Raw genomic sequence first — 12,690 nt, forward strand, 5'->3', positions numbered from 1 at the left:
GCTTCCTTCGCCATCATGTCGCAAGTACGGCATGCACCGGCGAACGGAGCGCTACAGTATCGGACCGGACAGCATCCGGTCCGATACTGTAGCGCTTTGATTTTCCATCGGCTTTCCCGAAAACCGCATTCCACTTTTCGGGCCGATGTTGTAAACGCCGGGCCATGTCCAATGGTTCGCCCTTCCTGATCAAGATCTGCGGTCTCTCGACGCCCGAGACGCTGGAGGCTGCGCTCGCGGCCGGCGCCGACATGATCGGACTCAATTTCCATCCCAAGAGCCCGCGCTATGTCACGCTGGAGCGCGCCAGGGAACTCGCGGAGATCGCGCGCGGCAAGACGGAGATCGTGGCGCTCGTCGTCGACTGGAGCGAAGGGGACGCGGCGGAGCTCGCCGAGGCGCTCAGGCCCGACTGGCTCCAGTTCCACGGTCGCGAGACCCCCGAGCAGACCGCGGCGCTGCGCCGTGCGGTCGGCCGGCCGGTGATGAAGGCGCTCGGCATCGCGACCGCCGAGGACCTGAAAGGCGTCGCCAACTATCGCGATGCCGCCGATCTCATCCTGCTCGACGCCAAGCCGCCGAAGGACGCGGCCTTCCCCGGCGGGCACGGCAAGCCCTTCGACTGGAGCCTGCTCGCCGGCCTCGACCCCTCGCAGCGCTTCATGCTATCGGGCGGGCTCGATCCGGCGAATGTCGCGGAGGCGATCGGCATCGCCAGGCCGGCCGGCGTCGACGTCTCCTCGGGCGTCGAAAGCGCGCCGGGGGTCAAGGACCCCGCCCGGATCGCGGAATTCATCGCGGCGGCCCGCAAGGCCGCGGCGGCAGGACAGGAAAGCTTGAGCGCATGAACGCCCCCGCGAACCCGAACAGCTATCGCAACGGCCCGGACGAGAACGGCCGCTTCGGCCTGTTCGGCGGCCGCTTCGTCGCGGAAACGCTGATGCCGCTGATCCTCGAGCTGGAAGAGGCCTATAATGCGGCCAAGGCCGACCCGGCCTATCACGCCGAGATGACCAGCGGGCTGAAGCACTATGTCGGCCGGCCCTCGCCGCTCTACCTTGCCGAGCGCCTGACCGACCATTTCGGCGGCGCCAAGATCTACCTGAAGCGCGAGGAGCTGAACCATACCGGCTCCCACAAGGTGAACAACGTGCTCGGCCAGATCCTGCTGGCGCGGCGCATGGGCAAGAAGCGCATCATCGCCGAGACCGGCGCCGGCCAGCACGGCGTCGCCACCGCGACGCTCTGCGCCCGCTACGGGCTCGAATGCATCGTCTATATGGGTGCGGTCGACGTCGCCCGGCAGGCGCCGAACGTCTTCCGCATGCAGATGCTCGGTGCCAAGGTGGTGCCCGTCGAATCCGGCACCAAGACGCTGAAGGATGCGATGAACGAGGCGCTGCGCGACTGGGTGACCAATGTCGCGACGACCTTTTACTGCATCGGCACGGTCGCCGGCCCGCATCCCTACCCGGCGATGGTGCGCGACTTCCAGTCGATCATCGGCAAGGAAACCCGCGAGCAGATGCAGGAGGCCGAAGGCCGTCTTCCCGATTCGCTGATCGCCTGCATCGGCGGCGGCTCGAACGCGATGGGGCTGTTCCACCCCTTCCTCGACGACGCATCCGTCGAGATCTACGGCGTCGAGGCGGCCGGCCACGGCATCCCGAGCGGCCAGCATGCGGCCTCGCTGACCGGCGGACGACCCGGCGTGCTGCACGGCAACCGCACCTTCCTGCTGATGGACGACGACGGGCAGATCAAGGACGCCCATTCGATCTCGGCCGGGCTCGACTATCCCGGCATCGGGCCGGAGCATTCCTGGCTGCACGATGTCGGCCGGGCGACCTATCTCTCCGCCACCGACGAGGAGGCGCTGGAGGCGTTCCAGCTGATCTCAAGGTTGGAAGGCATCATTCCGGCGCTGGAGTCCGCGCATGCGCTCGCCCGCGTCGCCGATCTCGCCCCGCAGAAGCCGAAGGACCATCTGATGGTGGTCAATCTCTCCGGCCGCGGCGACAAGGACATCCCGCAGGTCGCGGAGATTCTTGCGGCGCGCTGACGCTCGCATGGACACCTAAAGTTCCAGGCACGCGGCTCTCGACTCTCTGCTCCATAGCAGCAACCATGGGTTGCTTCCGGCGCATCCGCGCCGGGCATCGTCGCATGGAGCGGGACCGGGGCCAGTGGGGGGCAGCGGTAACGACGGCTGTCCGATCGAGCGCGGGCCTGCCTCCGCCGGCCTGCCGATCGAACTCGCCTTCCTGACGCGGCATGGCCTGGCGCCCTCGCTTCTCGCGCGGGCGGCCGAAACGTCCCGCCGCAACCGCAGCGAGCCCGCCCGCGAAGCGATCGCGCTCGGCCTGATCGGCGAAGCCGAGCTTTATCGCGCGCTCGCGGCCGAGCTGGGCCTCGCCTTCCTGTCGCAGCCGCCGCCCCTGCGGCCCGGCGGCGGGCATGATGCGATCCTGCGCCAGGGCATCGCGCCGACCGTCGACGACAGGCGCTTCCGCTTCATCCTCGCGCCCGAGGGCCCGGCGCTGCGGCGGATGCTCGAAGCCGGGCCACGCCATCGCGGCGATATCGCGGTGACGACACCGCGCCGCTTCGCCGGAGCCCTGCGCCACAGCAATGCCGAAACCCTGGCGGAGCATACCGCCGGGCTCGACCCTGCCGGCCTCGCCCGTGAGAGCGCCCGGACCGGCGCCAGTCGCGGCCAGGTGATCGCAGCCGGCGGCGGTGTCGCCGCTGCCGCGCTCGGCGGCATCTTCGCCCCGCTCGAAACCTTTTTCGGGCTCGCGCTCCTGCTCGGCCCGTTCTTCCTCGGCCTCATCCTGCTGCGTCTTGCGACGGCGATCGAACGCGCGGCGCCCGATCTCTGGCGCAGCCACCGCTGGCGGATCGACGAATCCCGCCTGCCCGCCTACACCGTCGCGGTGCCGCTCTACCACGAGCTTTCGGTGCTCCGGCAATTGACGGATGCGCTCGGCGCCCTCGACTACCCCGCAGCCAAGCTCGATATCCGCCTGCTGATCGAAGCCGACGATATGGGGATGCGCAGCACGCTGGCGCGGATGGCGCTACCGCCGCATTTTTCCGTGACGATCGTTCCGCCGGGCTTTCCGCGCACCAAGCCGCGTGCGCTCAACCTCGCCCTGCTCGAAGCGCGCGGCACGTTCTTCACGATCTTCGACGCCGAAGACATCCCCGATCCGCAGCAACTGCGCATGGCAGCGGCGCGCTTCCTCGGTGGCCCGCAGGAACTCGGCTGCCTGCAGGCCAGGCTCGTGATCGACCATGCCGAGGAAGGCGTGCTTCCCGCCCTGTTCGCGCTGGAATATGCGGGGTTGTTCGATGTGCTCAATCCCGGCCTGCTGCAATTCCGGTTGCCGATCATGCTGGGCGGAACCTCGAACCATTTCCGCACGGCGGCGCTGCGCGCGGTCGGCGGCTGGGATGCCTGGAACGTGACGGAGGATGCCGATCTCGGCTTCAGGCTGGTGCGCGCCGGCTATCGCATCGGCGACCTACCCTCGAACACCCGCGAGGAGGCACCCGTCACCATCCCGGCCTGGCTCAAGCAGCGCTCGCGCTGGATCAAGGGCTATATCCAGACGCTGGTGACGCATTCCCGCGCCCCTTTCCGCCTGATGCGCGAAGCCGGCCCGGCTGCGACCTTCGCCTTCCTGTCGCTGGTCTTCGGCACCGTCGCCACGGCGCTCGGCTATCCCGCCTTCGCCGTCGCCGCGCTGATCGCCTATTGGGACGGCTCCCTGTTCGAGCCGGTGGGCACGGTCGCCACCCTGACCTCGACCATCGCGCTCGGCATCTGGATTCTGGGCAGCGTCGCGCTGTTCGTACCGCCGATCGTCGGAGCCCTGCGCCGGGGCGCTCCGGGCCTATTGCTGCTCGTGCCGCTGCTGCCGCTCTATTACGCGCTGGTCTCGGCGGCGGCCTGGATGGCGCTCTACGAGTATTTCAACCACCGTTTCGCCTGGAACAAGACCGAGCACGGGCTGGCGCACCGGCCCGCGCCCATCGAAGCCAATCAGGAGTGACGCAGCCATTCCGCCGCCGCCTGCGCCGGAGGCTGCTCGATATTGAAGGCACCGACGAAACTGCCGTCCTTGCCCATCAGATAGACCAGGGCGGTATGGTCCATCGTGTAGTCGCCGTCCTTGAGCGGCACCTTCTTGGCATAGGCGCGATAGGCCTTGACCACGGCGTCGATCGCCGGGCGATCGCCGCTCAGGCCGACGATGCGCGGATCGAAGGAGCCGAGATAGCTCTTCATCGCATCCGGGGTATCGCGCTCGGGATCGACCGTGATGAAGAGCGCTTTAAGCCCCTTCGCCTTGGCGCCGTCGCCGGCTGCGCGCAGGGCCTCCGAAATCTCGAAGAGTTTTGTCGGGCAGATATCCGGGCAATGGGTGAAGCCGAAGAAGACCAGGAAGGGAGAGCCCTTCAGGTCGGTGTCGGAGAGCGGCTTGCCTTCCTGCGTCGTCAGCGTGAACGGACCGCCGACGCTGGCCGTGCCGCTGCCGCCACTGCCCTGGCGGCCGGGCGAGAAGGTCAGGATCGCGGCGGCTGCGAGCGCGAGCGCCCCGGCCAGGAAGACGACGAGGGGCAGGACGAGACGGCGGTTCACGGAAATATTCCCAGCAGGCGGCCGCAGCCGCGATAGATCGTTTTTCTGCGCATCGGCTGGGTCCGAAAACCGGTTCCCACTTTTCGGGCCGATGCCTAGAAACAAGCCACGATGGCGGCGATCAGCCCGTCGGTGAAGAGCCGGTCGCCTTCGCGCCACCAGAGCAGCAGGCCGGTGAGGAACAGGGCGAAGAAGCCTCCGCCGATCAGCATGAGGCCGAGACGGCTCGAAGAGCCGGCCTCCGTCTGCGTTGTCTCGTCTGCCTGCGACATGAGGCTAACCTAACGCCAGATCACGCCGCCCGGAAGCGGGCGCCGTGACGCAGGGTCTCACGATGCAGCGATGCGCCCCGGGTTGGGCACATCACGGAATTGGCCGGTGCTCAGGGGCTCACTTCACCGGGAAGGTCAGCGGGGAATAATCCGTGACCGGGCGTTTGATCCAGTCATTGCCGGGCGCCGCCGCTTCCGTCCGCTTCTGGCCCTCGTGAAGGCGCAAAGCCGCGGCGGGATAGTCCATCGTCTGAACGGTGCCGTCGCGCACGACGAGCCTGCCGTCGACATAGACGCGGTCGACGGCGCGTTCGGCGGCGGCATAGACCATGCTGCGCACGGGATCGCGACGCGGCTGCATCATCGGGTGCTTGAGGTCGACCATGACGAGGTCGGCCTTGCAGCCCGCTTCCAGCCGCCCGATATCGTCGCGGCCGAGCGCGGCGGCGCCGGCCGTGGTCGCGGCCTCGAAGATGTCGGTGGTGGTGAGCGTGCGCGGGTTCTCCGCCATCATCCGGGCGACGTAGCCGACATGGCGCATCTCCTCAAGCATGTTGTGCGGATAGGTGTCGGTGCCCATGCCGATCCGGACGCCGGCGCGGCGATAACGCCCGAAATCGTCGAGCGCGATGCCGCGGCGCATGAAGACCGTCGGGCAATGGGCGACGACCGTGTCGGTCTCGGCCAGCAGTGCGAGATCGCGGCGGCTGTGCCAGGCGACGCGCGGGTAGTCGTCGAGGAAGATGCCGTGACCAACGATGCTGGTCGCGCCGAGTACGCCGAGCTTCTCCAGCCACTGGATCGGCGTCACGCCATGACGGCGGGTGATCTCGTGAAACTCGACCGTCGACTGGGCCGCATGGATCTGCCAGGGCAGGCCACGGCGTTTGGCTTCGGCAAAGCTGTCCTTGATCAGGCCTTCGCTGCAGGTGTCGATCTGCGCCGGACAGACCATGCCGAAGAGACGGCCTGACGGATGTTTCTGGGCCTGCTCGATGACGTCGAATGCTGTCGCCATGGCCGCGGCGCCAGCCTTCTCGTCCCACTCGTATTCGACGACATGGCCGTTCTTGGTGTACCAGCGGGCCGAGCGGAACATCGGCGAGACGCAGACGCGCAGGCCGCTATTGGCGGCAAGGTCGAGCCAGCCGGGATGGGCGACCGAGAGATCGGCGAGCGTGGTCACGCCGGAGAGCAGCAGTTCCGAATAGGCGACCTGCACGCAGTCCGGCACCGCCTCGGCATCGGGCCGCAGGATCGGCATGAATTCGTAGAGCGAGGAGTTATAGAGCGCAGGCGAGCCGAGCTCGTCGAGAAAGCCCTTGTTCAGCGCCTCGCTCGAGGGGTGAGAATGGATATTGACGAGGCCGGGCATGACCATGCGCCCGCTGCCGTCGACGGTCTCGTCCGCCTGCCCCTCGTAGCGGGGTCCGACGAAGCGCAGCGTGCCGTCCTCGAAGGCGACATCGGCTCCGTGCAGATAGACGTGCCGGGAGGCCTCGGCGTCCCAGGCGACAACGATGTCGGCATTCTTGATGACCGTGATCGTCATGATGTTTCCCTTCCTCCCACAGGCATAGAAAAAGCGCCGCGCGGCTCACACCGCGCGGCGCCCAAGAAACTCAACGCTTCAGCTTGAGATCGAGCCCCTTGTAGAGGCCGGCTCCATACAGGCCGTGGGCACGCACGCCCTCGACCCGGTCGGTCGCGACGACCCAGAGCGGCTGCGAGACCAGCGGCACCCAGACATTCGCTTCGGTGAGCTGGGTCTGGACCTCGGCCAGGGCCTGCTTGCGCTTGTCAGCGTCGGTCGCCGTCGCCGCAGACTTGAGCAGCTCGTCCGTCTTGGGGTTCTTCCAGTTCATCCGGTTCGGCGTCGGAACCTGCTGGCTGCGGAAATAAAGGCTCATCGCCTCCGTCGCCGTCACATAGGGGTAGGACATCAGGAAGGCGTCGAATTCCTGCGTCGCCAGCTTGCCCCAGGCGACGGTCGCGTCCCAGAGCTGGATCTTCATGTCGATGCCGACCTTGCGCAGATCCGCCTGCATGGCCTCGGAAATGCGCGGGTTGGAATCGTTGCGGATGCCGTAGACGGTGAAGGTCGCCTTCTGGCCGTCCTTCTCGCGGATGCCGTCGGCGCCCGGCTTCCAGCCGGCCGCGTCGAGCAGCTTGACGGCGCCGGCCGGGTCATATTTCGGCATCTTGTCGGCCGAGGACTTGTCGTAATCGAGCACGGCCGGGTTCAGCAGCGAAGGCAGGGTCTGTCCCTTGCCGAAGAAGATCGCCTTGGCGATCGCCTCCTTGTTGGTCGCCATGTTGGCGGCCTCGCGGATGGCCTTGTCCTTCGCCACGGGCTTGTCGACCTTGAAGCCCATGAAGACGTCGTAGATGTAGTTGTCCTGCCGCTGCACCGTCATGCCGGGGATGCGCTGCATCGTGTCGAGCGCGATATAGGGCATGTAATAGGTCACGTCGGCCTGCTTCGCCTGGATCGCAGCCATCAGCGTGTTCGACTCGGGGATGACCTTCCAGACGATCTCGTCGATCTGCGGCTTCGGGTCCTTGTAGATCGGCGGGCCCCAGGAATAGTGCGGATTCTTCTTGAGCACGAGTTCCTGGCGCGGGGTCCATTTCGACCAGCAATAGGGGCCGGTGCCGTTGAAGCCCTGGACGCCGAAATTCGGGCCGAGCTTCTCGACGGTCGCCTTGTCGACCACCGAGGCGAAGGAGAGCGCGAGCTGGAACATCAGGTCGCTATAGGGCTCCTTCAGCTCGTAGATCAGCGTGGAATCGCCGTCGGCGCGGATGTCCTTGACCGGGCCGGCGCGGAAGGAGACCGGCGACTTGCTGGCCGGATCGATCCAGCGCTTCAGCGAATAGACGACGTCGTCGACCGTCATCGGCCGGCCGTCGCAGAACTTGACGTCCTTGCGCAGCTTGAAGGTGTAGGTCTTGCCGTCAGGCGAGATCGTCCAGCTCTCGGCCAGGCCGGGCTTGATCGTCTTCATGTCGAAATCGACCGTCACCAGCGTGTCGGCGAGCATGTACATGACCTCGGCCGCCGCGGTCGCGGTCGAGCGGATCGGGTCGTAATTATCGGCATCGATGATGCGCAGGATCGTGAGCGGCGCCTTCTGCTGGGCGACCGCGGGCGCCGTGGCAAAGGTCGCAGCGGCCGCGCCGGCGAGAAGCAGAGTTGACAGTTTCAGCATCGAGCAAATCCCCTTTTTTCGCTTCTTGGTTGATATCCGCTGCTATTTGCGCAGCTTCGGATCGAGGGCGTCCCGCAGGGAATCGCCGAGCACGTTGAAGGCGAGCACCACCGCGAAGATCACCAGGCTCGGCAGGACCGAGACATGCGGCGCGAAGAACAGGAAGTTGCGCCCGTCCGCCGCCATGGCTCCAAGCTCGGCCGTCGGCGGCTGGGCGCCCAGGCCCAGAAAGGACAGCGCTGCACCGAGCAGGATGACCTGGCCGAAGCGCAGGGTGATGAAGACGAACATCGCCGAGAGGCAGTTCGGCAGGACATAGCGCAGGATGATGCGCAGATCGCTGAGACCGAGCGAGCGCGCCGCCTCGATATAGCCCTGCTGCAGCACGACCAGCGCCGAGCCGCGCACCACGCGCGCCATCAGCGGCACGGTCGCGATCGTCAGCGCGATGATGACCGCCGGCAGGCCCGGCCCGAAGATCGCGGCGATGGCGAGGCCGAACAGGATCGCGGGGAAGGACAGCAGGATGTCCATGAACCGCATCAGCACGCCCGACGCCTTCGGATAATAGGCGGCGGAGAAGCCGATGACGCCGCCGATCGTGCAGCCGAAGACGACCGAGGCGAGGCCCATCAGCAAGCTCGTGCGCAGTCCGAAGAGCAGGCGCGTGATCATGTTGCGGCCCTGCCCGTCGGTGCCGAGCAGGCCCATCTCGCCCGGCGGCTTCAGCGTGTTGGCGAGGTCGTTGCCGAAGGGGTCGGTCGGCGCGAGCCAGGGCGCGAAGGCCGCACAGAGGATGGCGAGGACGACGAGCGCCAGCGCGACGCAGGAGCCGGCATCGGAGAGCAGCATCCGGAACACGGTCTTCCGGCGAACGGGCGCGGCGGCGGCAACGCTCACGGCGGCCTCGACCGTCCTGGCGCCGGGCTGGAGCGCATCGCGTTCGAGCTTCATGGGAGAGCCCATCAGGTGCCCCTCACGCGCGGGTCGAGCACGGCATAGAGGACGTCCACCGCGAGATTGACCAGGATGAAGCCGAGCGAGAGCATGATGATCGTGCCCTGCGCCATCGGCAGGTCGCTCGACAGGATGGCGCCGACCGCGAGCCGGCCGATACCCGGCCAGGAGAACACGGTTTCGGTGACGACGGCGCCGCCGAGCAGGAAGCCGATCTGCAGGCCGATCAGCGTGACGACCGGGACGAGCGCATTGCGCAGGGTGTGACGCAGCACGACCCTGGCCTCGCCGAGCCCCTTGGCGCGGGCGGTGCGGACATGATCGGCGCCGAGCTCGTCGAGCACCGAGGTGCGGGTCATGCGGGCGACCGGGCCGACGAAGACGCCGCCCAGCGTGATCGCCGGCAGGATGATCCCCTGCAGCCCTTCCCAGGTCCAGAGCGGGCCCATGCGACCGGTGAAGGGCAGGATCGGGTATTTGAAGCCGAAGAGCCAGATCAGCCCGAGGCCGAGGAAGAAGACCGGCAGCGAGACGCCGGCAACCGAGACCGCCATGATCGCGCGGTCGATCAGCGAGCCCCGGTAATAGGCGCCGACGGTGCCGAGGAACATGCCCAGCGGAATCGCCCAGACCAGCGAGGCCAGCATCAGCTCGAGCGTCGGGCCGATGGTGTTGCCGAGTTCCTGCGTCACCGGGACATTGTTGATGATGGAGACGCCGAGATCGCCCTGCGCCAGGCGCCCGATATAGATCGCGAACTGCTTCCAGAGCGGTTCGTTGAGCCCCAGCTCCTGACGAATGGCCTCGACCACGTCCTGGGTCGCGTTCGGGCCGGCACGGACCTGGGCCGGGTCCGTCGGCACCACCTGCATCAGCAGGAAGCCGATCAGCAGCACGCCGAACAGCACCGGCAGGACCAGCAGCAGCCTTTGCAGCGTATGCCGCAGCATGAGGGCGCCTCCCTATTGCGCGGCGGCTGCGAGCTGGCCGTGACGGTCGAAGACCACCGCACCGCCGAGCAAGGTCAGGTCGCAACGCACGTCGTTCTCGACCTCACCGACAGGGATCGCGAAGATATCGTGCGAGAGCACCGCGATGTCGGCGAGTTGGCCCGGAACGAGCCGGCCGACCCTGTCCTCGGCAAACTGGGTATAGGCGCCGAGCAGCGTATAGGCGTGCACGGCCTCTTCCATGCTCAAGCGCTCCGTGCCGCCGATCTCGGTATGGCGCTTGGTCCGGCGGGTGACCATGGTGAAGAGGTTCTTGAACGGATCGGTGGCGCAGACGGGGGCATCCGAGCTCGCCGCCGCATGCAGGCCGCCATCGAGCCATTTGCGCATCGGATAGGAAGCGCCGGCGCGCTCCTCGCCCAGATTGATCACGTAGAGATCGCCGAATTCGTAGATGAAGGCCGGCTGCGGCACCGGGTCGATGCCGGCGGCAGCCATGCGCGCGAGCTGGCCGTCGGTGAGGAAGCCGCAATGCTCGATGCGGTGGCGGCGCCCCTTGATCGGATGCTCCGGGCTGTCGGCCTTCTCCATGCCGGAGAGCACCTGCTCGATCGCGGCATCGCCGATCGCATGGATCGCGAGCTGGTAGCCGAGCTCGTGGTAGTGCCGGAGATAGCGATGCATGTCGGCATCGGAATAGATGAAGATGCCGCGGTTATCGGGATCGCCGACGCGGTAGGGCTCGCTCATCGCCGCGGTCAGGCCGCCGGCACTACCGTCGCCGAAGACCTTCATCGCGCCATAGCGCAGCAGGCCGGTCTCGCGGCCGAAGCGATAGCCGGCCGCATGGGCCTCGTCGCCGATCCCGTCGGCATTGCCGTAGATGCAGACCCAGGTGCGGACCGGCAGGGTGCCGGCACGCGCGACCTCCTCATAGGCCTCAATCTCGGCCATACCGGCGCCCATGCCGACGCCGGCATCCATCACGCTGGTGAAGCCCTGCGCGAGCATGTAGTGCCCGGCCTTTTCGATCGCGGCCTTCAGTTCGGCAGCGCTGGGGCGCGGCATCGCCTGGACGATCAGGCGCATGGCGCTCTCGGCGAGCAGGCCGGTCAATTTGTTGTCGCGACGCTCGATCAGGCCGCCATCGGGGCTCGGCGTATTGTGGCCGATGCCGGCCGCCGCCATGGCCCGGCTGTTGACGACACCGACATGGCCACAGGTGCGCTTGATATAGACGGGATTGTCCGGCGAAACGCGGTCGAGTTCTTCCGCCGTCGGGTGGCGGGCCTCAGCGAGTTCGTTATGGTCGTAGCCCCGGCCGGTGACCCATTCGCCGGGCCTCTTGCCCTTCACGGCGGCGGCGATGCGGCGCAGGACCTCGTCGATGCTGTTGACGCCCTCCTCGGGGCGCAGATTGACCTCGCTCATGGCGAGACCGAGCGGCAGCAGATGCATATGCGCGTCGTTGAGGCCGGGAATGGCGACGCGGCCGGCGAGGTCCACGACCTTGGTGTCCGGCCCCTGGAATGCGGCGATCTCGGCGGCAGAACCCGCCGCCAGCACCTTGCCGCCACCGATCGCCAGGGCTTCCGCGAAGCCTTCCGCCAAACCGCAGAAGATGCGGCCATTCAACAAAACAGTTTCGGCTTGCGTCATCGACCCGGCTTACCTTGCTTTCCCTGTTGAATTCTCGCCGCGGGGCATTGGCGAAGCGATAGTGTTCGGCAAGCATCTCCCGTCACACGGAAACGGAACACCGCTTCCCTGCAGCCCTATCGTATCGAATGGGGATTTTAGTCTGAACGGTGCGCTCTGATCGCGAAAACTATGCCACTCCGCCAGTTCCCCATGACACTATTTTCTTATGGCTTTCCGGCAGCATTGCTCAGAATATTGAACATGGCAAGGGCCGCGAACAGGCGCGCCCTGCATAACGCGCAGGAAAGACAAGGCGCGCAGAATGGGGAAACGGAGCGACAATGAGTTTTGATGTCGGCGGAAGGCTAAAGGAAATCAGGCTTACGGCCGGGCTTTCCCAGCGCGAACTCGCGGCGCGCTCCGGCGTGACCCATAGCCTGATCTCGCTGATCGAGCAGAACCGGAACAGCCCGTCGGTTGCATCCCTGCGCAAGATCCTCGACGGGATTCCGATGACCATGGTCAATTTTTTTGACGAGGAACGGACGCCGCGCGACAAGGTCTTCTTCGAGGCCTCGGACCTGCTCGACCTGACCTCGCGCCTGCATCAGGTCAATGGCGGCGAGAGCCGGGGCCAGATGTCCTTCCGCCAGGTCGGAGACGCCCAGGCCCATAACCTGCAGATCCTGCACGAGTCCTACGATCCCGGGGCCGATACCGGGGCCGCCATGCTCAAGCATGAATCCCATGAGGGCGGGGTGGTGCTGGCCGGGGAGCTCGAGATCACCGTCGGCGACCAGATCAAGGTGCTGAAACCGGGCGATGCCTATCTCTTCGACAGCCGCATCCCGCATCGCTATCGCAATATCGGGACGGAACGCTGCATCGTGGTCAGCGCCTGCACCCCGCCCTATCTTTGAAATGGCGGCGGCACAGGCTTGCCGATACTTGCGCGGCGATACCGCATGAACCTTAGAATTCATTTAAACTATTGATATTGCTTGATTTTT

General features: G+C 66.5%; 11 protein-coding genes. 4 read left to right on the plus strand and 7 right to left on the minus strand.

Going from position 1 to position 12,690, the window contains the following annotated elements; all coding sequences use genetic code 11:
- Positions 1-164 precede the first annotated feature (164 nt).
- The 3 genes from ACWIEX_RS21560 (at position 165) to ACWIEX_RS21570 (ending at position 4,058) form a co-directional block, all read left to right on the plus strand.
- Complete coding sequence (locus ACWIEX_RS21560) at positions 165-848, plus strand: phosphoribosylanthranilate isomerase (protein WP_454034998.1); 684 nt, start codon at positions 165-167, stop codon at positions 846-848.
- Positions 845-2,062 (plus strand): tryptophan synthase subunit beta, encoded by a 1,218-nt coding sequence (trpB, locus tag ACWIEX_RS21565; RefSeq protein WP_454034999.1) that lies wholly within the window; start codon positions 845-847, stop codon positions 2,060-2,062. The genes ACWIEX_RS21560 and trpB overlap by 4 nt, the downstream gene beginning before the upstream one ends.
- A gap of 124 nt (positions 2,063-2,186) precedes the next feature.
- Positions 2,187-4,058 carry a glycosyltransferase family 2 protein gene (locus ACWIEX_RS21570; RefSeq protein WP_454035000.1) on the plus strand — a complete coding sequence of 624 codons (1,872 nt, stop codon included), beginning with the start codon at positions 2,187-2,189 and terminating at the stop codon, positions 4,056-4,058.
- On the opposite strand, the gene ACWIEX_RS21575 is transcribed toward ACWIEX_RS21570, so the two are convergent.
- The 7 genes from ACWIEX_RS21575 to ACWIEX_RS21605 form a co-directional block, all read right to left on the minus strand.
- Positions 4,049-4,648, minus strand: a complete 600-nt coding sequence (locus ACWIEX_RS21575) for an SCO family protein (protein ID WP_454035001.1) — start codon at positions 4,646-4,648, stop codon at positions 4,049-4,051. The genes ACWIEX_RS21570 and ACWIEX_RS21575 overlap by 10 nt on opposite strands.
- Before the next feature lie 95 nt (positions 4,649-4,743).
- Positions 4,744-4,920, minus strand: a complete 177-nt coding sequence (locus tag ACWIEX_RS21580) for a hypothetical protein (RefSeq protein WP_156367053.1) — start codon at positions 4,918-4,920, stop codon at positions 4,744-4,746.
- 118 nt (positions 4,921-5,038) lie between these two features.
- Positions 5,039-6,472 (minus strand): amidohydrolase family protein, encoded by a 1,434-nt coding sequence (locus ACWIEX_RS21585; protein ID WP_454035002.1) that lies wholly within the window; start codon positions 6,470-6,472, stop codon positions 5,039-5,041.
- Positions 6,473-6,542: 70 nt separating this feature from the next.
- Positions 6,543-8,132: an ABC transporter substrate-binding protein gene (locus ACWIEX_RS21590; protein WP_454035003.1), complete on the minus strand. Its 1,590-nt coding sequence runs from the start codon at positions 8,130-8,132 to the stop codon at positions 6,543-6,545.
- A gap of 42 nt (positions 8,133-8,174) precedes the next feature.
- Positions 8,175-9,086, minus strand: a complete 912-nt coding sequence (locus ACWIEX_RS21595) for an ABC transporter permease (protein WP_454035004.1) — start codon at positions 9,084-9,086, stop codon at positions 8,175-8,177.
- Between the two features lie 11 nt (positions 9,087-9,097).
- Positions 9,098-10,039 carry an ABC transporter permease gene (locus tag ACWIEX_RS21600; RefSeq protein WP_454035005.1) on the minus strand — a complete coding sequence of 314 codons (942 nt, stop codon included), beginning with the start codon at positions 10,037-10,039 and terminating at the stop codon, positions 9,098-9,100.
- A gap of 12 nt (positions 10,040-10,051) precedes the next feature.
- Positions 10,052-11,698, minus strand: a complete 1,647-nt coding sequence (locus ACWIEX_RS21605) for an amidohydrolase (RefSeq protein WP_454035006.1) — start codon at positions 11,696-11,698, stop codon at positions 10,052-10,054.
- Between the two features lie 323 nt (positions 11,699-12,021).
- On the opposite strand from ACWIEX_RS21605, the gene ACWIEX_RS21610 reads away from it, so the two are divergent.
- Complete coding sequence (locus ACWIEX_RS21610; protein ID WP_454035007.1) at positions 12,022-12,600, plus strand: cupin domain-containing protein; 579 nt, start codon at positions 12,022-12,024, stop codon at positions 12,598-12,600.
- Positions 12,601-12,690 lie beyond the last annotated feature (90 nt).

Source organism: Allobosea sp. NPDC055353, assembly GCF_053644975.1.